Raw genomic sequence first — 24,710 nt, forward strand, 5'->3', positions numbered from 1 at the left:
GGTTTCCCCATGTGAAAGTAGGTCATCGCCAGGGCTTTATTAAAGCGCAGGTTGGGCTCTAAAGCCCAACTCTCCGTTACCAATCAAATCCAAAATCAAATACAAATCACCCAGTAGGTTGGATCGTTTGACCCAACATGAAGCCTAAAAAACTCCTTTAAATACATTATTAAAATCCCCTCTCTTAAAAATACAAAAAAATAACAAATTAACTAATTTTCATATATTTATTTTACTAATTTAAGGTTATAAAATAAGCTCATTCAAAAAAGGAAGAGGAAAGGAATAGCACTGTATGATAGTCCAACACATACACCAATTTATGAAAGATTTATCAAATCTTGAGCAATTAAGAGATTATGATCAAAATTTTTTACGCCAGTTCAATGATAAATTCAAAGATACCGAACCCGGCAAGAACTTCATGACCGAAAAGGAAGAAAAAGAGGCCATTACATGGTTGCTTTTATGCTTTGAGGAAAGATGGAAAAAAGTATTTGATAAGGCTGAAGACTATACTTTTATTCAGACACGCGCTAATGCTGCCTGGGAGAAATTAGGCCTTGAACTTAGCAAGGCAACTGGAAAACCTTTTTTATCTGTTTTAATGAGTACCCTGTCAACGCAATACAGTTTTAATCGATTACGGGATGCTGAGCAGGATCCCCGCCGTCTCCTTATTGGTGATAACAACCCGGACAAATCCAATTGGTATAAAGTTGGTGATTTGATAAAAAGGTTAAACGATAAAGGTAACCTGACTCTGTTTGAAGGAAATAACCGCACTGCGCGTGCTTTATCCATAAGAGAATTATGGCGTATCCGTAATAAGACGAGCCAGGGCTCTTTATGGCAAAAGATTCTCAATGAAAACCATTTAAATTACGAAGACCGCGATTTACGATGCCGTGGTAATTTGTCTTCCGAGCTGATCCGGCTCTTTTCTGAAATGGCTGAGCAATATAAAAGGGACGTAGCTGCCAATTCTGATGGTAAAAATTTCGAGCAGGCTTTTGAAAAACTAAATCAGCAGTTGATGCAGGCTAATTGTCTCGATGCGCTATATTTTTATGGCATACCTGTTAGTTTTAATGAAAAAAAGTACTATCTTGCAGAAATTCTGATTAACTGTCTTGATCGCAGTCCTGATTTACAGGAAAAATTGGATGCGGCGTCTGACGCTTTAACCCGGAATAAAGAACATATTAAAGCACGCTATTTTGATCTGAATGAGATTGATCGTTTTTATGATGAACCAGGCGTCAGTTTGCCTGAATCCTGCAAAGTAATACTTGAAAGCATTACCAAAGCAAAACATATAACCGTCGGCATGTTTGATAATCTGGCATTATTATTTAATTCTTATGGTGTTATTACTGAGACCAAAAGGGATAACATTACTTCGGAGTTAATCCGCCATTGGGCGCCAAAATGGCGTATAACAGATGAAGTGCCTCACCACCTGTTATCGCTTTTGCATAATTTAATTGAAACTTACGTAGAAGCGGAGCAGAGTAATAACAATCACATACTTTGGAAAAATACTTTAATTGAATTCCTGAATATATTAGCGCAATATCCCTTGGCTGAAACAAATAATTTTTATAGTGTCCCTATTAAAGTCGAAGGAAAAGACTATCCCATACTTGAAATAGTGCTGGCTTTTTTTACTCCTGATGAGTCGCTTTTAAAAAAACTAATTGAAACTTCACGGTGGTTATGTCAAAAAAACCCCTCTTTAATTATTGACTATCCTCACTTTGAAGCAGTTTACCAGGAGCTTGGACTTGGTAAAGGGTTTACAATTACTACGTTAAAAAAGTTAATCGATCAACTGCCAACCGATACTTTTGGTAAATCGAATAAGCGATTTGAACAGCTTAAATTGCAAATTGCCACTGAGACCACGATTAGCAGAAAAATGCTCGAAACATTAGAGCTATTATGCCAACAACGTTTCAAAGAGGTAGTTGATACAGCCAGTGATTATTTTTGGTCGATTAATCTGTCAGCTATAACTATTCCGAAACAAAAAGAGATTCATGAGCAAATCATAGTTGAACGAGCGGCTTTGATTTATTTAGCCCAGACTTTGCAGGGAGCAGGTTTAACGTCAAATGCATATCAGTTTTTGTTGGGAATCAGGCAAACCCACATTTCGTTAACTGGCGAACTGATTACCAATTATCCCTTAAGTGACTATATCTTATCAGATGATGGCAGGAATTTGATTTCATTAAGGGTCACCGTTGCTGAATCCAGGAGAACCGGACTATTTTATAATTATAGTGAATTGGAGCCAGGCAGTACGGTCAGGCCAAAACGTTTCACTCACAAAGAAATAAAAAGACTGGAGCATGCTGAATCTGAATATACGAATGCGTATATAACATTTGTCATGAATGAATCCGGAGACAATCCTGGTATAGAGGTAAGAACATACTATGCTTTAAAAACATTACTTGATAAGAGCCTCCATGAAATTGGCTGGAGAGACGATTATAGTAAAAGAGAGCAGAGCGAAGCTGATGATGCCTATGATGAATTTTGGAAGTTTTGCGACGAATTACCTTCTGATGAACTGGATCGGCTTTATAATCAACGAATTCATTATCGTGAGCTGAAATTAAATGTTGAAAAAAACATCTCGGTCAAAGAATTATTACGGGATATACGAGTAAATAATCGTTGTATTGCTGTATATGGAAAATTTTTATTTCAACTGGTAACAGAATTTGTTCCCTGGGTTAAATTCCGTAAGGATCTTGAAGAAAATGAAGATTTAAAGGCTATTCGAGCCAAAGAACCAACCAGAGTATTGCGTGATTATAAGGCGCTCGGCATTGGCGAATTACGGCGTCGTGTTTTGATTATCACCTATTCGCTCCTGACGCATAAATTCAGTTATACACCCTGTACTGGCAATACGGTGTGCCTGGATAGTAAATATAAGAATACAGTAACACGTACTGGCAGCAGTATATTTGAATTTATTTCAAACAATATAGAGAAAATGTTTAGTAATTCAGGTAGTGAGCCAGACTTTTATTTGCTATTTCTGGAGTTAATGGAAGGTATTGTCAGAACATCGTTGGAAGACAAAAGCCCTACCCGTTATCCTGATACGGAACAATGGTTGAGGTCAATTATTGATGGTACGCTATTTAATAAAGCACCCTTCTTTCCACCAGGCAATATTTTAACAGTTTTGTTAGCTGATTTTAAAAGAAAGGCAAATGACAAGGCATGCAAAAAGACAATCGATGACATATTAACGATTGCTTCGGAAAATAAACACGTTTTAATTAAATGGGTAGGAATAAATATCTGTTTGAGCAAGTACCTGGAATCATTGAGAACAACGGCAAAAATCCAATTACTGAATAAATTGCGGAATCTGGCAAAACCTGATGAAAACGAGATAGAGCAGATTTTATCCAAAAACAGTCCATCTGTCATTCAGAAATCTCCACGAGGAATTTTTGGTTCGCAGAAAGTCGCAACTCAAATGAGTGAAGAATTATATATCAAAGCATATAATGTATTAACTGAAACATTTTGCGGCGAAAAGACTATTGGAAAACAGTTTGTACCTGGAAAGTCAGTTTTGGAACAACAGCCAGAGCCTTATGCAGTGCAGCCTAATGTAATAACGGAAGCAAGGATTGCAGCGCTGGTTTGCGTTTAAGTTCTTTGTTCGCAAAGACGTACTATCCTGGCGTGCCATCTATTATTTTCAGCAAACTGCCGTAGCGGCTTTGGGCAACCGCGCCTGCGTCAACAGCAGCTAATAAAGCACAACCTGGCGAGTCATAGTGATTGCAGTTACGGAATTTACAGGATTTCGCCAATGCTCTGAATTCCCGAAAGCCATAAAGAATATCCGATGCCGGCATCTGCCATAGGCCAAACTCCCGCACGCCTGGAGAATCAACCAGAGCGCCGCCATCAGGTAAATGATAATAATAGGAATTGCTGGTAGTATGGCAGCCTAATTCAGAGATAACAGAAATTTCGGCGACAGCGATTTCTTTTTCATTGGGTAAAATTCGATTAATTAATGACGATTTACCAACTCCGGATTGGCCGACAGTTACACTAACCTGATCACGCAATACTTGTTTAAGCTGATCAAAACCCTCGCTATCATCCTTGCAAGTAAAAATAAGTTTGTAGCCAAGGCTCTGGTAAACCGAGATGAGGCGCGCCTGGATATCAGCGCAGGGAATGTCAGTTTTATTCAGGATGATTACCGCGTTTAAATCCAGATTTTCTGTCATCACCAGATAACTATCCAACAAGGCCCAACTTAATTCCGGTTTAGGCGCAACGACGATCAGCACTTGGGTGATATTAGCGGCAACGGGTTTATTCCCGCCGCGTTTATCTGTCCGTTCCAGTACCGAGGCGCGGGGGTAACGGCTGACTACAACCCCTTGTTCCGTGTTGGCTGATTGCCAAATTACTTTATCGCCAGCAACCAGTGAATCAATATTGGGCCTGATTGAGCAATGAATACGGTGACCATTCTCATCTTCAACAACCGCGTGGCGGCTGAATCGGGTTAAGACCAGGCCGTCATGATTGTTTGAAGAAGCGCTATCGTCAGTGCGATACCTGGCCTGGATTTTTTCAATCCGTGCTGTTTGCTGTTTATTGATTCGCCTTTTACTCATGGTTACAACATGGTTTATAATAGTTTAAATTGTAATTGTATACCTTTTGTATACCTTCAGCTAGAAATCAGGAATGGCTTGCAGTATGAAAATTTATCTTGTTGGCGGCGCAGTACGCGATCAGTTGCTGGGTTATCCGGTGACTGAGCATGACTGGGTTGTTGTAGGCGCAACGCCAGAGTTAATGCTGGAGCAGGGTTATACTCAAGTCGGCAAGGATTTTCCGGTATTTTTGCATCCCAAAACGCGGGAAGAATATGCTTTAGCGCGTATGGAACGAAAATCGGCGCCAGGTTATTACGGATTTCAATGTGATTTTAGCAAAAGCGTGACGCTGGAAGAAGATTTGCAACGGCGTGATTTAACTATCAATGCCATCGCAATGGATGAAAAGGGCGAATTAATCGATCCTTACCAGGGCGCAAAAGATATCGAGGCAAAAATTCTGCGCCATGTTTCACCTGCGTTTGTTGAAGATCCGGTTCGGGTTCTGCGGCTGGCCCGCTTTGCTGCGCGTTACCATCATCTTGGCTTTACTGTTGCCAATGAAACCCGGCTGTTAATGTATAATATGGTAAAACAGGGTGAGTTAACCCATTTGGTTGCCGAACGGGTATGGCAAGAATGGTATCGCAGCCTGACGGAGCGCAATCCGGAACAATTTTTGAGCGTCTTACGGGCATGTGGGGCGCTTGCAGTTGTGCTGCCTGAAATTGATGCTTTGTTTGGCGTACCTAATTCAGTACACTATCATCCTGAAGTCGATAGCGGTATTCATACGTTGATGGTATTGCAGGCAGCGGTCAAATTATCTGATAAACCGTTGGTCCGGTTTGCGGCTTTAGTTCATGATCTTGGTAAAGCGCGGACTCCCATGACTGCGTGGCCTAAACACCATGGCCATGAAGAGGGCGGGGTTGCTGTGATTGAACAGCTATGCGAACGCCTGCGGATACCGACAGACTATCGTAAATTTGCGGTCATGGTTTCACGCTACCATTTGAATATCCACCGCCTGTTTGAACTGCGGGCAAACACTATTGTTAAAGTGCTCGACCGGACCGATGCTTTCCGCCGGCCTGAGCTGTTTGAGCAACTGTTGTTAGTTTGTGAGGCGGATGCTCAGGGTTGCGGCCGTACTATCGATTACCGGCAAGCACAGGGCTGGCGTTATATTCACAGTGAATGCCTGAAAATTTCTGCACAAAAAGTCATTGAGCAAGGTTTTCAGGGTATTCAGGTAAAAGAAGAGTTACACCGGCGGCGAGTCGCTTGTGTTGAAATAATTTTAAATAGTTGGAAACATAATGAAAAACAACAATAACCTGATTTGGCTGGATTTGGAAATGACAGGCCTTGATCCGGAGAAAGATCGGATTATCGAGATTGCAACGATCGTAACTGATTCTGATCTGAACATTCTTGCAGAAGGTCCAGTGCTGGCGGTGCATCAATCCGAAGAGTTACTGGCAGGTATGGATGACTGGAATACCAGACAGCATAATCAGTCAGGTTTGGTAAAGCGGGTGCGCGAATCGTCCGTAACCGAGGCGGAAGCCGAACAAGAGACCATTGATTTTCTACGGCCGTTTCTTGACGCCGGCAAATCACCGATGTGCGGCAATAGTATTTGTCAGGACCGACGATTTTTATATAAATATATGCCGCAGCTGGCTGCTTTTTTTCATTACCGTAATCTGGATGTCAGTACTTTAAAAGAACTGGTCAAAAGATGGCGGCCGCAACTGTTAAACGGTGTTATCAAGGATTCCAAACATCTGGCGCTGGACGATATCAGGGATTCGATTGCCGAACTTGTGTATTATCGTCAGCATTTTATCAATTTATCAGGTGAAAAAAATGACCCTGCGTGAAAAACTTGAGCTGCCTGACGGCGCTGATAAATTATTACTGCATTCCTGCTGCGCTCCTTGTTCGGGCGAAGTAATGGAAGCGTTATTGTTTTCTGAAATTAATTTTTCAATCTTTTTTTATAATCCCAATATACACCCAATCCAGGAGTATGAGATTCGCAAGCAGGAAAATATCAAATTCGCTGAAAAACATAATATTCCTTTTATCGATGCTGATTATGATAAAGACAACTGGTTTGAGCGAGTCAAAGGGCTTGAATGGGAACCAGAGCGCGGCAAGCGTTGCACAGCCTGTTTTGATATGCGGTTTGAGCGTACAGCGTTATACGCCGCTGAACATGGCTTTCCTGTAATCAGCAGCTCGCTGGGGATTTCACGTTGGAAAGACATGAATCAGATTAATCAATCAGGTATTCGTGCGGCCGATCGTTATCCGGGAATGGTGTATTGGACATACAACTGGCGTAAAGACGGCGGTTCAGGCCGGATGTATGAAATTGCCAAGCGGGAAAACTTTTACAAACAGGAATATTGCGGCTGTGTTTATTCGTTGCGGGATACCAACAACTGGCGTAAGCAGAATAATCGCGATAGGATAAAAATCGGAATAAATTATTACGATGAAGAGCAATGATTGCAGGTTGGGTCGTGTCGACCCAACATTATCATAATTCAAATAAAGGAGTTTTCGCATGGGAAGCCACCATCACAACCATGATCACAGCGACCATTCCCACAGTCATTCACATGCAGTTCCCGCAACGTTTAACAGTGCTTTTTTAATTGCTATTATTGCAAATGGCCTGTTTGTTATTTGCCAGATTACCTTCGCTTTTCTTGCCAACTCTTCCAGTTTGCTAGCTGATGCCGTGCATAACCTGGGTGATGTACTGGGGCTTGTGCTGGCATGGATTGCCAATAGCTTGCTGAAACGCTCGCCAACAGCAAGCACGACTTACGGCATGAAGAAAACCTCTATTCTTGCAGCGCTTGCCAATGGGATCATGCTGGTGTTTACCTGCGGCGTTATTGCAACCGATGCAATATATAAATTGTTTTCGCCGGGGGAGGTCAATGCCTTATCGGTAATGATTGTTGCTGGTATTGGTATAGTCGTTAACGGAACGACGGCAGCTTTATTCCTGCGCGGAACCGATGATTTGAATATCCGCGCCGCGTTTCTGCATCTGGTCTATGACGCCCTGATTTCTGTAGGGGTCGTTATTGCCGCACTGATTATCTATCTGACTGGCTGGGTCTGGGTCGATCCGGTAGTAGGGATTTTGATTGCATTGATAATTATTAAAGGAACCTGGTCATTGTTTACCGACAGTTTCCGGTTAATTATTGATGGTGTACCGCGCGAAATTTCATTGGCGCAGGTTCAGGAGTTTTTACAGGCTGAGCAAGGGGTTAAGCAAATTCATGATTTGCATATCTGGGCGTTGAGCACTAAGGAAAATGCGCTGTCTGTCCATTTGTGGATGCCGGAACAGGAACTGACTGATGAGGCTCGGCAGCGTCTTATTAAAACATTAAAAGAAAAATATAATATTCATCATGCAACAATTCAGGTGGAGCGTAGCCTGGATTTTTGTGATGATGCTTGTTAATTTCAAATTCCCTCTCCCCAGCCCTCTCCCGATACGGGAGAGGGGGTAAAGTGCAATAGATTCCCTCTCCCCAGCCCTCTCCCGATACGGGAGAGGGGGTAAAGTGTAATAGATTCCCTCTCCCCAGCCCTCTCCCGATACGGGAGAGGGGGTAAAGTGTAATAGATTCCCTCTCCCCAGCCCTCTCCCGATACGGGAGAGGGGGTAAAGTGCAATAGATTCCCTCTCCCCAGCCCTCTCCCGATACGGGAGAGGGAGTAAAGTGCAATAGATTCCCTCTCCCCAGCCCTCTCCCGATGCGGGAGAGGGTTAAAGTGCAATAGATTCCCTCTCCCGTATCGGGAGAGGGTTAGGGAGAGGGCATAACAGGAAAGCTCATCACAAACCGCGCATACTCCCCCTCCTGCGAACTACAGGTAATATCGCCGCCAAAATGATTCATAACCAGTTTGCAAAACGAAAGCCCAAGCCCGGTGCCCATGAAGGTGGTAGTATAAAAATGGCTGAATAATCTTGCCTGTTGCCGCGTAGACATCCCTTTGGCGGTATCCTCAAAATACAGCCGGTTACAATCAGAATCTGTTTCCGTCCATACCGTAATGCAGCCTTTTTGAGCGGTTGCTATAGCATATAAAGCATTTTTGATTAAATTAAACAGAATATGCTGCATCAATAATTTTGAGCCTATAAATTTAAAATCGCCCTGCAGGCTTATCAATTGTTTTTCTTCATCGTTTTTAAACGGATACCTCGCCAGTGCTTCATTCAGGCATTCCGCCATGGAACAAGGCTCCATGATGCAATTTTGCAATGAATGGTCGCGTCCGGCTTTAATCAGCAACATATCGATAATAGTATTCGCGTAGTCAGTTTCGCTGATAATGCGCTGATTGACCTCCCTTAATTGTTGTAGCCGGGAATCCCGTAAAGTGTGCTGTAGCAGACCGTGTTCTTTGGCCAGCAAATAGGCTTCAATAAGTTGGGGGAAATAGTGGGTGCTGGCAGCCGCACCGCTTTTTATTCCCAATAATGGGGTTCGCAGCTCATGGGCGATCATCCCGGCTGCGGCGGCAATGCCATCCAGCTTTTGTTGCTGCAGTACAGCGGTTTTGTGACTGACTGCTGAGCCGGCCGCAATCACAAAGATGACCATCACCAGCATTTCCATATGTTCTTCGCCAAACATCATTAGCGGTAAACTCAAATAATGAATAATGAAAGCAATTCCCCAGCCCAGAACAATAAAAATGACCAGACTTGGCAGATCAACCAGCAAGACCAGTAAAAAAACACTGCACAACAATGACATAGCTGAAATGACGCTGGCATAATTCATTAAAAATGAAAAAGCGAAAAAAAACGATAGCGAGTAAAGAATGGTACAAAACCAATACCATGGTAAATACCGTTTCCACCGCTCTGGCCAGTAAGGCGAAAGCACAAGCCCCAATCCCAGAAAGCTGCCGATAAGCCGTAGAGATAAACTTTCATAAGGCTGAGGGAACCATTCGGTCCAAATCCAGTAAAACAGCGGAAAACCAAAACAAATAATAAATCCGACAGCAACCACCTGATGCATGGAATAAGACAGGCTTCGCTGCATGGCATTATGAATATAAGCAATCAGATTCGTTATCAGTTTCATCATTCAACACATTTAGGGATGCCTGATTATCTATGCTATCATGCCTTATTTATCTTTTACCAATTTCTGTCATGCACAATAACGTATTACGAATTGCCACCCGTAAAAGCCCGCTGGCGCTCTGGCAAGCACAATTTGTTGGTGATCAGATTAAACAGTACTGGCCTGAGTTAACCATTGAGCTTGTTCCCATGCTGACATCCGGGGATCGTTTTTTAAAAGACAAATTGCAAGCCATTGGCGGTAAAGGGCTTTTTGTTAAAGAACTGGAAGAGGCGATGCTTGCCGGCCGGGCGGATATTGCAGTCCATTCCATGAAGGATGTGCCGGCCCAATTACCAGATGGCTTACAGCTTGCCGCTACCTGCAGGCGCGATAATCCTTTCGATGCGCTGATCAGCATAAAATATGATTCCCTGGAATCATTGCCGGTAAACAGTGTAATTGGAACAACCAGTTTACGCCGTCAGTCACAACTTTTGGCTTATCGTCCTGATCTGGTTATTAAGCCATTACGCGGTAATATTCAGACTCGGCTGGCCAAACTGGAGAGTGAAGAGTTTGACGCGATAATCCTGGCCGCAGCTGGCCTTGAACGTATGGCCTTGGATCAGCATATCCGGCAAATCCTGGATGACCGGTTGATGCTGCCAGCTTGCGGACAGGGAGCTTTGAGCATAGAGTGCCGAAGTAATGATGCCGTTATTCAGCAGATCTTGCAGCCCCTTAACGATAGGGTGACTGCGGCCTGCGTTAATGCGGAACGGTTGGTTAATGGTTTGCTGGGGGGGAACTGCCATGTTCCGCTTGCAGTATACTGTTCTCCTGAACAGGAGCAGCAAATCAGACTACGCGCCAGGGTACTTGCACTGGATGGCTGCATTGTCATTGAAGATACGCAAAACGGCAAACTTGCAGAGGCAAATGAACTGGCGCAACAATGTGCAGACAATCTGCTGGCTAAAGGGGCCGCTGAGCTATTAAGCAATGATCATGGCCAGGATTGATTTGACAGGATTACGGGTGTTGAATACCCGGCCCTTTCCTCAGAATAAGCCCTTAAGCAGGTCAATCACCAATGCTGGCGGTGAAGTTATCGAATGCCCTGCTTTGGAGATTGTTGCTAATGCTTTCCAGCCGCCGGAACATGGCAAAGCGGATTATGCCATTTTTACCAGCGCCAACGCGGTGACTTACGCGCAAGCCAGTCTGAAAAACTGGCCGCAGCATATGCAAGTGATAGCCATTGGCCAAGCAACCGCGAATGCTCTGCAGCAATACGGCATTACAGTAACTGCTATTCCAACTTCCGCGGACAGTGAAAATCTGTTGGCATTGCCAATGCTGCAGCACATCAGCCAAAGCACTATCTTGTTGTTTAAAGGCGTGGGCGGCAGGACGCTGATTGCTGACACATTAAGACAACGTGGAGCTCATGTAATCGAGCTGGCTGTTTATCAACGGGCTATGCCGCGAATAAACCAGGAACAATTGGCAGCATGGTGGCACAATGACGCAGTCGATATTATACTGTTTACAAGTCATGAAGTTATGTTAAATATTTTCAAGCTGTTTGGCGAACAGGCTCATGCATGGTTAAGGCACAAACCTTGTCTGGTTTTTGGCGATCGTTTGGCTAAAGAAGCAAACCGGCTTGGTATAGTTACAATAATAATAAGCGCCCCTGAAACCATTTTAGAAAAATTACATCATTTCAACCAAGGATTAACCCATGGCAACAAGCGATGATGCACAAAAAGAACTTCAACCCCAGGTGCAGGAAATAAAAAAATGCCGCTGGCAACACTACCTGCTTTTACCGGCTGCCGTTCTGGCACTTATATTATCTGGTTACAGCAGTTATCAGACCTGGCAACTCAAATCACAGGCTGGCCGAATTCAGACCGGTTTACAGGAGGATCTGGCTGCGTTCAGAATGAGTCAACAGGATGCAAATAACCAGTGGCAGACTGCCAGTCAGGACCGACAGCAAAAGTTGCAAATACGGGTCGAGGAACTGAATAAAACCCTGAAGACAGCCCTACAACAACGCTTTTATCAGAAACAGGACTGGTTATTATTAAAGGCGCGTTATCTGCTCGAACTTGCCCAGATTAACGCCCATTGGAGTAAAGACCAGCAGACAACAGTTGTTTTATTACAGGAAGCTGACAAGGTTCTGCAAGATACGGCTGAACAGAGTATATATCCGGTTCGGCAGGCGATAGCTGATGAGATTGCCCAGATTCAGGCCAACCCCGCTGTTGATATTGTCGGTATTTTAAGCAAACTTGATGCGGCTCAAAATACGGTCACCCAATTGCCGGTACGTCGACAGACAACTCCTGTAACAAGCGGCGCTGAAAAAACGACGCAATCGGCATGGCGTGAGCGTCTGAGTGAAAATATCAGTCTGCTTGAGAAGCTGGTTGTGATCAGGCACCATAACAAGGATATCAAGCAGATGCTGTCGCCGGTTTATCAATCACTGCTCATTGAAACCATACGGATGGACTTGCAGGAAGCGCAATGGGCCGTATTACAGGGAAATTCAACGATTTATCAGCAAGCGCTGGCTCAAGCCTTGCGTGAGATTAAACGGGTATTTGAACAGAATGCTCAAGGAACGCAGGCATTAATCAGCCAGCTTGAAGCCTTGCAGCAGAATAAACTGGATATCGCACGGCCGCAGTTAGAGCAATCATTGTCGCTGCTTAACCAGTTTATCGAACAGAAAACGCAAGTACCGATGCCCGCAACAGAAGGAAATCCGCAATGATTAAACTCCTGCTGCTATTTGCTGTATTACTGGTTTCAGTCTGGGTGGGTGTGCAGTTAAGCCATGATCCGGGCTATTTGTTAATCGCGATTAATCATTGGACGGTTGAAACGACTCTCTGGGTTGCTATCACTGGTATGATAATTGTGTTTTTGTTATTGCATGGCTTACTGGTATTATTGAACCGGCTCCATCGGTTGCCAGAAAACTACCAGCAATGGAAAGTAAAACACCGGACGCAAAAAGCGCAGGCAAAAACCCGAAAAGGGTTAATTGAATTCAGTGAAGGGCATTGGCAATCTGCACAAAACCATTTAATTAAAGCGTTGCCGAATACTGATACGCCTTTAATCAATTATCTGACTGCGGCGCGCGCGGCACAGGAGATGGGTGATAATCAGCTGCGGGATGATTATCTGCGTGAAGCACAACAATCAATGCCTGATGCCAAAATCGCGGTCGAATTAACCCAGGCGCAGTTACAACTGGCCAATCAGCAATGGGAGCAAGCGTTGGCAACCTTGCGCCACTTGCAGGATATGACGCCGCACCATGCCTATGTGCTTAAATTGCTGACCAAACTATATCAGGAAGTGCGTGATTGGCCGCAGCTGATAGCCTTATTGCCAGAACTACAGAAATACAAGATTTTTACCGGTTTAAGCTTTGAAAAATTGCGGCATCAGGCTTATTTGCAGGCTCTGGCTGACATGCTTCGTTTGTCGCACGCGGATGCTGCGCGTAAATTAATGGACAGTTTACCCAAACCCTTACGCTATGATCCAGAAATTAACGCCAGCTACTGCGAATTTCTTATTAAGGACAGTCAGCAGCAACAGGCTGAAACCATTTTGTACCGCTGTCTTCGCCATCAATTTAACAGTAAATTAGTGGCTCTGTACGGTAGAATTAATGTCAATGACCGGCAGTTGACTTTTGTTGAATCATTATTAAAGAAATATCCCGATTCAGCGGAGCTTTTTCTAGCCGCCGGGAGGTTATGCCTCGCCCATGAGTTGTGGGGAAAGGCCAAGAGCTATTTTGAACAGAGCATTGCCATTAAAGCAATGCCTGAAACCTATATGGAACTTGGCAAGCTGCTGGAACGCTTTGGCGATCAGGGTGATGCAATGCAAGCGTACCAGCAAGGCTTAAGCCTTAGCTTATAGAGACAAAATTCGATCTATATCTTCCTGAGTGAGCGGTGTTTCTTCTGCGTTGTTGGAAAAATCAGGGCTTTGTGGGGCGTAGTTTGTGGTTGATAGCTTGCTAATGGCATCCGCGAATTGGAAGCGATACATCGAAGACTGGTCTGGTGAGCTGTCCTGCACGGCTCCTTTCTGCATCGTTGGCTTATTGGGCGATGCTTTATCTCTTTTATTGAAAAAATCAGAGCCTTGTACGCTCGTGCTGGTCTGAGAGTTAGCTCGTTTTTGCCTCACCATTCTGGCAGTATCTTCAATTCTTGATGGTAAGGGGCGTTTGTTAGCTGGTTTTGTTGGAGTTGGCGGGCATGTTATATTTGAGGAAAACAATTGTTTGCCATCAATCTCTCCCATTGTCAGCCGCCGCGGTGCGGTATACGTGCGTGTAACAGGTTGTTGTGGCTGATCTTTCATTTTAGTACATATATCTTCAGGTAGTGTGGCTACCCAGGCGTTTAATTCATCGGCCTGAGCAGAATATCTAACAATATCAGGTGATTCAACTAATTTGAAGTTTGCTGCCAGAGGAATTTTGAGATGTTCGCGGTTAACAATAAATATAGCCAAGGGCCATTTGACGCGGTCAAAGATTGGTGTGAAATCACCGCTTTTGTTATTAATATTTTCAATGGTTGTGTAATCAGCAGATAAAGTAATAATACCTGCTGCAATTGATTTGGCGTCGAGATGGGTTATTGCCCCAGTCATTTTCCAATGCGCGAGGATTGGACCGCCATCACCGCCCTCGAGTGTAAACCAGAGGTTATAATGTGCATCAACCAAATAACGTAGTTCTCTTTTTTTAGCGGCTCTTTCAGTCTTCATCAGTTCGATTAATTCTGGTAACTGCTCAAGAGGATATACCTCAGCGTTATTGTTTTTTGGTTTTGTATTCTTACTATGCACGGCGGTAATTTTTTTTTGATTTTCAGTAAAGGGCCGAAAAAGGGTGGAAAGCGTCATAAAAAAGTCTCATTGAGTTAAAATTAATCAATTATAATTTTTTTGAACAGAAAAGAAAAGAGTTTTGGTGAAAAAAAGTGGCGTAATCAAATTTTTCCTCAAAGGAGTGTTGGGCTTTACAGCCCATTCTACAGGGTTTGAATGATATTAAAGCAGCAACAATTCTTCTGCATCAATCTCATCAAGATAAGCATAATAAGATGAAATGCGGTTTTTATCAAAGGCTGGCGCAATACCCTGAATATGAGCATATAGATAATCAGATTGGGGCGCTACCTGGTGGCCGGTTATAAGCGGCAGCGGTAAATTCTGCTCATCCAGCCGGCTGCGATAAAGAATTTTCTCGCCATTTCTGATTTGATTAATAACATCCTGGCTTGCTCCCCGGCTTGCTGCCAGTTCAGCATCGGATTCGAGCCGGGTTTTATGTTTGACAATCAAAGTACTAGCCTTTGCATCATTGTCCAGCAGAAAATAATTGCCATCTTCATCGGAAACATAATGCTCAATAATCATTTTCTGGCGGCAAAAATCTCTGAAAAAGCCTGCGAAGGTGCGATCGAGCAAGTTGTCGGATAAATGCAGCGATAACCTGCGTACCAGACTGTTGGACATATTTTGAAAATATTGCCATTGCAAATCATAAATACTTTGAGTAATTAATTCAGCGGCTTCGGGGTCGCTTTTGTGAATATAGCGTTGGATTAAGCCCTCATTAAAGGCTTCCACGGCCAGCTTTTCCTCAGCTTTGCCGGTTAACAGGATTTTCTTGATATTACTGTTGCTCAGACGCCGGCAAAACTCGAGCCCATCCATGCCAGGCATGGCATAATCAACCACCACTACCGAGATTTCGGCAAAACGCCGTTTATTATACATTTCATTACAAATTGCTGCAAAGTTGTTCTGATTGTTTTCATTGTAATAATTATGACAGCGCTGTCCCAATGTACTGATTTCAAGATTTTTTTTATGAATAAAGTCAAGGGCATCAAAAGGAGAATCAAAAATGCGATAGGCAAGACCTTCATCCAGCTGGAGTACAAAATTGAGCAGAAAATCCCGATTGTCATCAATAAATAATGCAGTGCTAGGAAAATAGCAGGCCGGTATAGAAAAATATTGCATAGCTCCTCCTGAGCAAAAACTCCTGTGACAGGCTGTCTACAAAAATAACACGATTATCAGGTTCTGTGAACCAAATTTAACAGGTTGAAAATATGTCGTCTTCGCTAATGCCCGCAAAGACTCACGATACTCACTGCCATTAAGTTAAGAATACTGTCATTCCCGCGAAGGCGGGAATCCATTTATCAGGTTGGCTCCTTACCTTGTTTGATGGATGGATCCCCGCCTTCGCGGGGATGACACATACTGCATACTTAAAAATAACAGCCATAGATTGCATGTTCACGGCCAGTCATATAAGCCCAATAGCGATCGCCATATGACCAGTGCCAGTACTCAGTTGGATAATTCACAAAACCGGCTTCTCCCAGTACCTGGCACATGATGCGGCGATATTTTTTAGCCTGATCCGAAATCAGCTTACAATCGGTTTCTGAAAGAAGCGCATCAGTATCAGACAGCCAGTCCGCCGGGTGGAGGCCCATATCAACCACACAATCATTTTGATCAACCAGATAAACATCAATAGCAGCGCCGGTTGCATGAGGCGGTATATTGGGTGTGCCATCCAGATTAAGCACCGGAGAAATCAATTTCATCGTTTCATTAAAAAGCTGCTGGTGACGCCAGTCAGGATGACAGGCTGCAATTTGCCGGTAACGCTCTTCAAATAACGTTTTTTGCAGAGACAGGCTGCGGTAGCCCTCATACAGGCAGAATTTCAGATTGTCAGGCAGCGCTTTCTGCGCACTCAGCAGGCGCCGATAGACTTCACTGCGCATTTTGGTGTAATCGGTATTATCCGGGATTTCTGGTGATGGGCCGATTAATATCTGATTATCCTGACGGATATCGATTAACGGATCGTGGTTTTCCTGTACTGGTATGGCCAGAATTTCCGGCGCTGCAATTAGTATAATCTCATTGGTATCTATTACCGTCATGGTACACCTCCTGATCCTGACTAAGAATATATATCTCCATTGTGCCAAAAAATTTTCAATAACGCATCAGGGAAAAATTTCTGTATACCCGATAAAGCTGAATATGGTATTTTGGGATATTGATATTTTACCAAGTTTTTGGAATGACATAGTCTGGAAAGGATAATATGCGTTGTTTGTGGTTGATATTGTTAATTGTTACCGGGGAAGCCCATGCTGCAGATGGCAGCCGCCAGGAGATTGAGCAGCGGATTCAGCCGGTCGGCAAAGTCACGATTGAATCTGATGCTGTTGTGCCGCCTGCTGAGGAACCGCAAAAAACAGAGCCTGGACGGGCAACCTATCAGCAATATTGCATCGTATGCCATAAAGATGGTCTTGCCGGTGCGCCCAAATTCCGCAATACTGAGGATTGGAAGCCGCGGCTTGACCAGAAGAAGCTGGACGGGTTGGCAGCATCAGCCATTATCGGGCTTAATGCCATGCCAGCCAAAGGAACATGCTCGGGTTGTAGCGAGCAGGATATTAAAGATGCCATTCAATACATGTTGCCTGAATCATGAATAAAATAACTTACAGACAGTGGCAGGGAGCCGTTTTTATTATCAGCCTGATAGTGCTTTATCTCTCCCTCTATTTTCAATATGTCAGGGATTTACAACCTTGCCCCTTGTGCATTATGCAGCGTGCCTGCGTCATTTTGCTGGTGATCTTAAGCATTATCGGCATTATGGCCGGCCAGCGGAAGGCGACCCGAATCTTGACAATCCTGCAATTGTTTGCTGGTATCGCCGGGTTATTTTTTGCGGCGCGTCAATTATGGTTGCAATCATTGCCTGCCGATCAGGTTCCCGCCTGCTTGCCTGGTCTTGATGTATTGTTTAAGTACTTCCCATTAAGCGATGTGTTGCATGCGTTGTTTTGGGGGGCTGGTGATTGTGCTGAAGTAGATTGGCAATGGTTAGGCGTTTCTATGCCTGGATGGGCGGCATTGTATTTTGTAGCTATGATAGGGGCGGCTTTTGTGACTCAGTTAAAGTATACCCGTTTACAAGCCCCGTGAGCTTGGCTATTATTGCCTTTTTGTTAATTTGATGACCATGACTGCATTTTCTTGTCAGCTACTGCATAAATACAAGCACAATCAAGCACGCGTTACCCGGGTAACGACACCGCATGGCGAGTTCATAACGCCAGTGTTTATGCCGGTTGGAACCCGGGCCGGGGTTAATAATATGATGCCTTCGGAGCTTTGGCAAGCAGGCAGCCAGATTATATTGGGCGGTAATACCTATCATATGTTGTGCGCTCCAGGCATGGAGATTATTGAGCAGGCCGGCGGCATGCATCCTTTTATGGGATGGCATGGCCCTATGTTGACGGACAGTGGAGGGTTCCAGGTATTTAGCTTATCCAGAAATCAGCAGATATGTACCATTGATGAAGAGGGCGCGCATTTCAGTTTGCCGGATAGTAGCCGTCTGATTCATATGACGCCGGAAATGTCGCTGGAAACCCAGAAAATTATCGGCGCCGATATCATTATGGCTTTTGATCAATGTACTCCTGACAGTGCATCACGTGAGGATGTCCAGCATATTATGGCACGCACTCATCGTTGGTTAGGGCAGTCAGTCAATTATCACCAGAATAACCCCTTATCACGTTATGGCAACCCCCAGGCGCTTTTTGGCATTATCCAGGGCGGCATATATCAGGACTTACGGCGAGAAAGCGCTGAGTGCGTAGTAGCCATGAATACCGATGGTGTAGCCATTGGCGGTGAAACCATCGGTTTTGATATGGTAAAAACGGTGGAAATTATTCGCTGGGTGAATGATTTATTACCGGAACATAAACCCCGCTACAGCATGGGGGTTGGTATGTCGCCGCAGGATTTGCTGGATGTGGTTGCCGAAGGAATTGATATGTTTGATTGCGTGGCGCCAACCCGCAATGCCCGGCATGGCGCGCTTTATTGTGGGGAAATCGTGCGTGACGGCCATTGGCTGCGTTTTGCCAGCGACTATGAAAATCAGCGTCTCCAAATTAAAAAAGCGGCATTTGCCAATGATTTTTTGCCAATAATGGCTAGCTGCCGCTGCTATACGTGCCAGAATTATTCTCGCTCAGCTTTGCATCATTTATTTAAACAAAAAGCCAATTTATTTACCGCACTGGCCAGTATTCATAATATCCACGTTATGCATGATGTTTGTGCTAAAATGCGGGATTTGATTACTGGCGCGATTTCACAGGAGAACTCATGATTATTGTTACTACTTCGCTGGGCGAGATTCATATCAAGCTTGATGATGAAAATACCCCGGATACGGCTGATAATTTCCGCAGCTATGTCAACTCCGGCTTTTATGATGGCACAATTTTTCACCGGGTTATTGGCAATTTTATGATTCAGGGCGGTGGTTTAACTCCCGAACTGACTCAAAAAGAAACTCAGGAGCCTATTAAAAACGAAGCAAAATACGCGCAGCCAAACAAACGAGGCACAATTGCCATGGCTCGTACCGCTGATCCGCACTCTGCTACCGCGCAATTTTTCATTAACCTGGTTGATAATGCCTTTTTGAATTTCAGCGCTGAAAATATGCAGGGTTATGGTTATTGCGTATTTGGTGAAGTAGTTGAAGGAATGGATGTTGTTGATGCCATTGCCAAAACTGCAACTGGAAACCGCCGTGGTTATTCTGACGTTCCGGTTGAAGATATCGTTATTGAGAAGGTTGTTGAAGTAGAGTAATTCGTACTTTTGTCCCCCTCTCCCGTATCGGGAGAGGGCTGGGGAGAGGGTTAAAATGGTTAAAATGCAAGAACAGCTGGTGAATTTGATTGTTCAACGATTAAGCGATGAGAAAGCGCAGTTACAACAGCAGTTTGCCCGAGAGCATGCAATCAAAGTTGCCCGGCATTTTGTACTCGATAATCTGCTGCCTGTCGAAATAGCCGAGCAAATACACGCTCATTTCCCCAAGCCGAAAGAAATGCATGTGATTAATAGCCCCGGGCGGTTGAAATTAAAATACAGCCACTTAAAGGATACCGCCAGTATAATTCGCGACATCAATGCGGCTATTCAGGACCCACGGGTTGTTGCGGTAATAGAAGAGATAACCGGAATCAGTCAGCAAATTCCCGATACCTCCCGCTTTTCCGGAGGGGTAAGCGCATTGCTGAAAGGGTATTATATTAACCCGCATCTGGATAATTCCCATAATGTTGAAAAGAAGCAATACTATCGCACGGTCAATGTTCTTTATTATATCTCGCCGGACTGGAAGCTTGAGAATGGCGGTAATTATGAACTATGGGATGCTGCTGTGGAACAACACATTGTGGTTCCGAGTTATTTTAACCGGTTAGTCGTTATGGAAACCAACAGCGCCTCCTGGCATGCTGTAAGCCCGGTGGTGTGTAATGAGCCGCGCCGCTGTGTGTTTAATTATTATTTTTCACCGATATCGCCAGAAGGGCGAGAATATTTTTTCGACGCCCCATCTTTCAGGCCGCGTCCGGAGCAGAAAATACGCCGCAGGATTATTAAGTTAAAAGACAGGTTGTTTGGCAAGGCCTGGTAGGTTGGGTCATTTGACCCAACAAAAGAGGGTGAATAATGGAAATGGGGTCAAATGACCCAACTTACAATGATTTTAACAGTTTTGCTTTAGTTTCCTCATCTACGAACGCATGCTCAAGCGCCATCCGGGTGAAATCTGTCATCTGAGCATCAGAAAACTGATGAAATGCCTGAATTCGCTCATACTCATTTGCCAGATTAGTACGGAAAAATGGCGGATCATCTGAATTTAAACTCATTTTGACGCCGGCATCCATTAACTGTCTCAGCGGATGGTTTTTTAAATCAGGAAATAACCCCAGAGCAATATTACTGTGCGGGCAGATTTCCAGGGCAATATTATTGTCAACCAAACGGGCAATAGTTTCTGGAGAATGCATGGACATTACTCCATGACCTATTCGAGTAACAGGCAAATTATCCATTGCTTCCATCATGCCGCTTGCCGGAGCGAATTCACCCGCGTGGACCGTGCAATACAAGCCGCCTTCTGAGGCAATTTGATAGGCTCTTTTAAACAGTTTGGGAGGGAAATTAAATTCATCGCCGCCCAATCCGAAACCGGTAACGCATGGAATATTATCTTTAAGCGTCTGAACCGCTACTTTTTCTGCCGCTTCTGCACCAAAATGGCGTACTGCGGTGCTGATAATACGGCCAACGATATGATATTTTTCTTCGGCATCGTCAATGGCCTGCTGAATAGCCTTCAAATGTTCAATAGACGGTATACCGCTTGCCTGTTCCGCATGATCAGGCGAATACATCATTTCAACATAAATCCCGCCGCTTTCAGCGGTAGATTTCAGATAATCAAAAGTAATGTCATAATAATCCAGCGGGTGTTTGATCACTGCCGCCACTTCATCATAAGCTTTTAAAAAATCAAGAAAATCGTCATAAAGATAACTTTTATCATCTTCAGATATCAACCCCGTTGGCAGAGTGATTTTATTACGGTCAGCAATCTTACGTGCTAAATATGGTGGGATAGTGCCTTCCAGATGCACATGTAACTCAGCTTTCTTTATAGTCATTATTTTTATCATCCAATAACATTAGTGAGAGGACGGCAGTCTACAGAAAAAATGGTAATCGTTCCAGATAGAATTATACTGGGCATGGTAACCTGAGCAAAAACGCGATAAAATCGGGATAGTTGAATAACCAGGAATAATTAATATATGAGCAGTTCAAATGATCTTGATAAGGCTTATGTCAGTCCTTACGATAAATTCATGTATAAATTTGATCAGGAACATGAAAAAAGCCCTTCTCAAATAAAAGAAATTAACAAACACAAACGTATCGCCAACCTGCGCGATAATGCAAATCCGGTAGACGACTCAGACAGCATCTGGGAACAATTCTAACTAGTAGACTTGATGCAGTAATAATGTTGAAAACTTACAACCTGTTGCACTACCCAATCAGGGCGTGCAACAATTTATAAGCCGCGATAGTCAGTACGGATGCTATGGGTAAAGTCAGTATCCAGGACATAAAGATATTGCGGATGACAATCAAATTCAAAGCGCCGATACCTCTTGCCAGACCAACACCCAGTACAGCGCCCACTAAAGTCTGAGTCGCCGATACAGGAATCCCGGTGCTGGTTGCAACAACAACCGTGGTCGCAGCAGCCAGGGTGGCGGCAAAAGCCCGGCTGGGCGTTAACGCAGTAATCGAGCTGCCTACCGTTTCAATCACTCTTCGCCCATAAACCAGTAAACCGGATACCACTCCAATACAACCAAGCAGAGTAATCCAGGCAGGGTAATTATCAACACTTAATGACTGAAAGGGATGGGTAAGCAGGCTATAGATGATTGATAACGGTCCAACTGCCAGGGCTACATCGTTAGAGCCATGAGCAAAAACCATTGCGCATGCAGTTAACGCCATTAATACCGCAAAGTATTTTTCAACCTGCAAAAACCGTTCACGTCTTCTGATTTGCGGTTGTTCAGGAATGTGTCGGATTACAAAAATGCCGATAAGGGTAATCGTTATACTGGTTGCCAGCGTAACAGCCAGCTCCTGTTTCAGGTTAAGGCGGATATCAAAATGGTTTAGACCTTTAAAGACTGTGATAAACGATAAAATCGTACCAACCAGGAATAAATACACTGGAATATAAATTTTTGCTTTGGCAAGCGGATCGCTTTTAACAAAAATGGTTTGCTGGATACTGATAAATAACACATAACCGGTGATGCCGGCGATTAATGGCGAGGTTATCCAGCCTATGGCAATATGAGAAACCTGTTCCCAATGCACGGCATCCGCGCCTAGAACTACACTGCCGAAACCAACCATGGAACCAACCAGGGCATTGGTAATGGACACTGGGACGCCCAGGTAGCTTGCCATATTCATCCAGAACGTACAGGCGAACAGGACGCCCAGCATGCCTTCAACCAGAATCAAAGGTTGTTCTGAGAGCTGACTGCTGTTAATGATGCCGTCGCGCATGGTTTCAGTCACCCCGCTGCCGCCTAAAAAAGCGCCGGCGAACTCAAACACAATGGCAATAATCATCGCCTGGCGTACCGTAATCGCCTTTGAGCCCATAGTGGTGCTCATGACGTTAGCCAAATCATTCGCCCCGACTCCCCAGGTCATGAAGAAACAGAGGGCAACCGCACAACTAAGTAATATAATCGAATAATCCATCTAACATTTTACCGAGCAATAAGAATTTGAAGCTGACCGCCAACTATCTGGGCCTGGTCAGCAAGATCGTCAATCCATTGAACCAGTTTGTATAGAAAGACTACCTCTATCGCAGGAAGATCCTCTTCCATTTCAAAAATGCGATGTCTTATATCGGCAAGTTTGTCATCACTGTCGTGTTCAATTTCGTCAAGCGCCATAATCATGTCTTCGACGATTTTGACTTCACTGCCGCGAAATCCTGTCTCCAATAACTCATCAAGTTCGTTAATCGCTTTGCAAGCCTGCCGTGATGCATCAATGCAGCGGCTGAGCAGGGAAAAGAACGGTTGCTGCAGATTCGCAGGTACTATCATCCGGCGGCTGATAATCAAACCGGCAATATCTTCTACTTTATTGGCGATACGATCCTGTGCGCTCAACAGCTCCAGCAAATCTGTGCGGGATACCGGAAGAAACAAACCGGTAGGCAGATGCAGCCGCAAATCACGTTTTATGACGTCAGCTTCTTTTTCGAGCGCTGCAATTTCCTGTTGTATTTTACCGGCGCTTTCCCAATCCTGAATTTGCACAGCCTCAAAAAAAGGGTGCAGCTTCTTGGCACACTGATGCACTTTGTGCATGTGCTGTTCGATAGGCTTGATCGGAGACGGTCCGAACATGTTAAATATACTTCCCATAATGGATGTATACCTGAGTGTAGGTTGGCGAAAGTATACCGCAAGTTTGGCTTATGTCACGACTTTTTTTGTGTGAGACCGTTATCAATATGTCCTATATTTCAACTAAACTAAATGAAAAACCAGGCATGGAGCGTACAGAAGTGAAAAAATATATCGTGTTATTGTGGTTGCTAAGCGGAAGCCTTTTTGCTGCCGGCATGATGACGAAAGTCATTAATTTACATTATCAGCAGGCGCAAACTGTAATTCAGCTTGTTCAACCCTTATTACAGCCTGGAGAACAGATAACAGGCAACGGACAGACTCTGGTCGTCAAAGTGTCGCCGGAAACGTTAACGCAAATCCGGCTGGTACTGAATAAAATCGATGTGCCTCCCGTTACTTTCCGGGTTACAGTTTATCAGGGCGATCCCAATTTTTTAAGAAACCAGAATAGTATCGGACTAAACATTAGCACCCAATCGCGTGCACGTCTTAAACGTTATCAATCGGTAACAGTCCTCAATGGAGAATCGGCATTTATCAGTTCCGGCGATGATCAGCCGTTGGTTAGCACAGTAGGCGTTGGATTATGGACAGGGGTAGGTTATCAACGCCGTCAGGTACAAAACGGATTGTTGGTTGAGCCGGTTTTACAGGGGCAGCAAGTAAAACTGGTAATCAGGCGTATCCGGGAGCAAACCAGTCCGGTTAACAATCAGGTGATTCAGCAGCAGCAAGTGGATACTACGATTATGGCGCCCTTGAATGAATGGGTAAACCTGGCTGCAGCAGAGGGGCCGCCAGCGGGGGCTAATACTCAGATGGTTATTCATGCCGGCAATAGTTTTGCCAGGTATTCCAATGTTTATATTAAGGTTGAGATTATAGGGCGGTAAATAGAACCCAACAAAATAATCTTGACTTCATTTGGCAATGACCAAACAATA

The 24,710-nt window shown here is 44.2% G+C and carries 24 protein-coding genes; 16 read left to right on the forward strand and 8 right to left on the reverse strand.

The window, feature by feature from the left end:
• The first annotated feature begins 295 nt into the window (after positions 1-295).
• Positions 296-3,688: a hypothetical protein gene (locus ACFORL_RS02705; protein WP_382340875.1), complete on the forward strand. Its 3,393-nt coding sequence runs from the start codon at positions 296-298 to the stop codon at positions 3,686-3,688.
• Between the two features lie 22 nt (positions 3,689-3,710).
• On the opposite strand, the gene rsgA is transcribed toward ACFORL_RS02705, so the two are convergent.
• The gene (rsgA, locus tag ACFORL_RS02710) at positions 3,711-4,676 is read right to left on the reverse strand and encodes a ribosome small subunit-dependent GTPase A (RefSeq protein WP_382340877.1); all 966 of its coding nucleotides are present in this window, start codon (positions 4,674-4,676) and stop codon (positions 3,711-3,713) included.
• A gap of 85 nt (positions 4,677-4,761) precedes the next feature.
• Here rsgA and ACFORL_RS02715 point away from each other — a divergent pair, with 85 nt between their 5' ends.
• The 4 genes from ACFORL_RS02715 to ACFORL_RS02730 are packed head-to-tail and all read left to right on the forward strand — an operon-like array spanning position 4,762 to position 8,163.
• Positions 4,762-6,000, forward strand: a complete 1,239-nt coding sequence (locus tag ACFORL_RS02715) for a multifunctional CCA addition/repair protein (RefSeq protein ID WP_382340879.1) — start codon at positions 4,762-4,764, stop codon at positions 5,998-6,000.
• Complete coding sequence (gene orn / locus ACFORL_RS02720; protein ID WP_382340881.1) at positions 5,984-6,550, forward strand: oligoribonuclease; 567 nt, start codon at positions 5,984-5,986, stop codon at positions 6,548-6,550. The genes ACFORL_RS02715 and orn overlap by 17 nt, the downstream gene beginning before the upstream one ends.
• Positions 6,537-7,184 carry an epoxyqueuosine reductase QueH gene (locus ACFORL_RS02725; protein WP_382340883.1) on the forward strand — a complete coding sequence of 216 codons (648 nt, stop codon included), beginning with the start codon at positions 6,537-6,539 and terminating at the stop codon, positions 7,182-7,184. The genes orn and ACFORL_RS02725 overlap by 14 nt, the downstream gene beginning before the upstream one ends.
• A gap of 58 nt (positions 7,185-7,242) precedes the next feature.
• Complete coding sequence (locus ACFORL_RS02730) at positions 7,243-8,163, forward strand: cation diffusion facilitator family transporter (protein WP_382340885.1); 921 nt, start codon at positions 7,243-7,245, stop codon at positions 8,161-8,163.
• Positions 8,164-8,512: 349 nt separating this feature from the next.
• Here ACFORL_RS02730 and ACFORL_RS02735 read toward each other — a convergent pair whose 3' ends face one another.
• Positions 8,513-9,811: a sensor histidine kinase gene (locus ACFORL_RS02735; RefSeq protein ID WP_382340887.1), complete on the reverse strand. Its 1,299-nt coding sequence runs from the start codon at positions 9,809-9,811 to the stop codon at positions 8,513-8,515.
• A gap of 68 nt (positions 9,812-9,879) precedes the next feature.
• On the opposite strand from ACFORL_RS02735, the gene hemC reads away from it, so the two are divergent.
• Genes hemC through ACFORL_RS02755 form a run of 4 tightly spaced genes read left to right on the forward strand, consistent with a single transcriptional unit; the run spans position 9,880 to position 13,756 of the window.
• Entirely contained in the window at positions 9,880-10,815 is a 936-nt protein-coding gene (hemC, locus tag ACFORL_RS02740) for a hydroxymethylbilane synthase (RefSeq protein ID WP_382341109.1), read from the forward strand.
• Positions 10,802-11,557 carry a uroporphyrinogen-III synthase gene (locus ACFORL_RS02745; RefSeq protein WP_382340889.1) on the forward strand — a complete coding sequence of 252 codons (756 nt, stop codon included), beginning with the start codon at positions 10,802-10,804 and terminating at the stop codon, positions 11,555-11,557. The genes hemC and ACFORL_RS02745 overlap by 14 nt, the downstream gene beginning before the upstream one ends.
• A complete protein-coding gene (locus ACFORL_RS02750) occupies positions 11,541-12,587 on the forward strand; it encodes a uroporphyrinogen-III C-methyltransferase (protein WP_382340891.1) in 1,047 nt (348 codons plus the stop codon). The genes ACFORL_RS02745 and ACFORL_RS02750 overlap by 17 nt, the downstream gene beginning before the upstream one ends.
• Complete coding sequence (locus tag ACFORL_RS02755; protein ID WP_382340893.1) at positions 12,584-13,756, forward strand: heme biosynthesis HemY N-terminal domain-containing protein; 1,173 nt, start codon at positions 12,584-12,586, stop codon at positions 13,754-13,756. Before ACFORL_RS02750 ends, ACFORL_RS02755 begins: the two co-directional genes overlap by 4 nt.
• Here ACFORL_RS02755 and ACFORL_RS02760 read toward each other — a convergent pair.
• The 3 genes from ACFORL_RS02760 to ACFORL_RS02770 all read right to left on the reverse strand — a co-directional run bounded on the left by ACFORL_RS02760 (position 13,751) and on the right by ACFORL_RS02770 (position 16,827).
• Complete coding sequence (locus tag ACFORL_RS02760) at positions 13,751-14,755, reverse strand: hypothetical protein (protein WP_382340895.1); 1,005 nt, start codon at positions 14,753-14,755, stop codon at positions 13,751-13,753. The genes ACFORL_RS02755 and ACFORL_RS02760 overlap by 6 nt on opposite strands.
• A 147-nt stretch (positions 14,756-14,902) precedes the next feature.
• On the reverse strand, positions 14,903-15,883 hold the full coding sequence (locus ACFORL_RS02765) for a response regulator (RefSeq protein WP_382340897.1): 981 nt from the start codon (positions 15,881-15,883) through the stop codon (positions 14,903-14,905).
• A 254-nt stretch (positions 15,884-16,137) separates the two neighbouring features.
• Positions 16,138-16,827, reverse strand: coding sequence for a M15 family metallopeptidase (locus tag ACFORL_RS02770; RefSeq protein ID WP_382340899.1), 690 nt, complete (start codon positions 16,825-16,827; stop codon positions 16,138-16,140).
• Positions 16,828-16,994: 167 nt separating this feature from the next.
• Here ACFORL_RS02770 and ACFORL_RS02775 point away from each other — a divergent pair, with 167 nt between their 5' ends.
• Genes ACFORL_RS02775 through ACFORL_RS02795 form a run of 5 tightly spaced genes read left to right on the forward strand, consistent with a single transcriptional unit; the run spans position 16,995 to position 20,423 of the window.
• Positions 16,995-17,390 (forward strand): c-type cytochrome, encoded by a 396-nt coding sequence (locus ACFORL_RS02775; protein ID WP_382340901.1) that lies wholly within the window; start codon positions 16,995-16,997, stop codon positions 17,388-17,390.
• Positions 17,387-17,890 (forward strand): disulfide bond formation protein B, encoded by a 504-nt coding sequence (locus tag ACFORL_RS02780; RefSeq protein ID WP_382340903.1) that lies wholly within the window; start codon positions 17,387-17,389, stop codon positions 17,888-17,890. The genes ACFORL_RS02775 and ACFORL_RS02780 overlap by 4 nt, the downstream gene beginning before the upstream one ends.
• Before the next feature lie 37 nt (positions 17,891-17,927).
• Positions 17,928-19,097 carry a tRNA guanosine(34) transglycosylase Tgt gene (gene tgt, locus ACFORL_RS02785; RefSeq protein ID WP_382340905.1) on the forward strand — a complete coding sequence of 390 codons (1,170 nt, stop codon included), beginning with the start codon at positions 17,928-17,930 and terminating at the stop codon, positions 19,095-19,097.
• Positions 19,094-19,588: a peptidylprolyl isomerase gene (locus tag ACFORL_RS02790; protein WP_382340907.1), complete on the forward strand. Its 495-nt coding sequence runs from the start codon at positions 19,094-19,096 to the stop codon at positions 19,586-19,588. Before tgt ends, ACFORL_RS02790 begins: the two co-directional genes overlap by 4 nt.
• A gap of 55 nt (positions 19,589-19,643) precedes the next feature.
• Positions 19,644-20,423, forward strand: coding sequence for a 2OG-Fe(II) oxygenase (locus ACFORL_RS02795; protein WP_382340909.1), 780 nt, complete (start codon positions 19,644-19,646; stop codon positions 20,421-20,423).
• Between the two features lie 61 nt (positions 20,424-20,484).
• Here the strand turns inward: ACFORL_RS02795 and ACFORL_RS02800 are convergent, their stop codons facing one another.
• Positions 20,485-21,459, reverse strand: a complete 975-nt coding sequence (locus ACFORL_RS02800) for an adenosine deaminase (protein WP_382340911.1) — start codon at positions 21,457-21,459, stop codon at positions 20,485-20,487.
• A 147-nt stretch (positions 21,460-21,606) separates the two neighbouring features.
• On the opposite strand from ACFORL_RS02800, the gene ACFORL_RS02805 reads away from it, so the two are divergent.
• Positions 21,607-21,795, forward strand: coding sequence for a CBU_0585 family protein (locus ACFORL_RS02805; protein WP_382340913.1), 189 nt, complete (start codon positions 21,607-21,609; stop codon positions 21,793-21,795).
• 49 nt (positions 21,796-21,844) lie between these two features.
• On the opposite strand, the gene ACFORL_RS02810 is transcribed toward ACFORL_RS02805, so the two are convergent.
• Together ACFORL_RS02810 and ACFORL_RS02815 are read right to left on the reverse strand one after the other, a co-directional pair.
• Positions 21,845-23,098, reverse strand: coding sequence for an inorganic phosphate transporter (locus tag ACFORL_RS02810; protein ID WP_382340915.1), 1,254 nt, complete (start codon positions 23,096-23,098; stop codon positions 21,845-21,847).
• A gap of 8 nt (positions 23,099-23,106) precedes the next feature.
• Positions 23,107-23,778, reverse strand: coding sequence for a TIGR00153 family protein (locus ACFORL_RS02815; RefSeq protein ID WP_382340917.1), 672 nt, complete (start codon positions 23,776-23,778; stop codon positions 23,107-23,109).
• Between the two features lie 53 nt (positions 23,779-23,831).
• Between ACFORL_RS02815 and ACFORL_RS02820 the strand changes: the two genes are divergently transcribed.
• Positions 23,832-24,659, forward strand: a complete 828-nt coding sequence (locus ACFORL_RS02820) for a type II/III secretion system protein (protein ID WP_382340920.1) — start codon at positions 23,832-23,834, stop codon at positions 24,657-24,659.
• Positions 24,660-24,710 lie beyond the last annotated feature (51 nt).

Source organism: Legionella dresdenensis (genome assembly GCF_042649825.1).
GTDB classification, from domain to species: Bacteria; Pseudomonadota; Gammaproteobacteria; order Legionellales; family Legionellaceae; genus Legionella_C; species Legionella_C dresdenensis.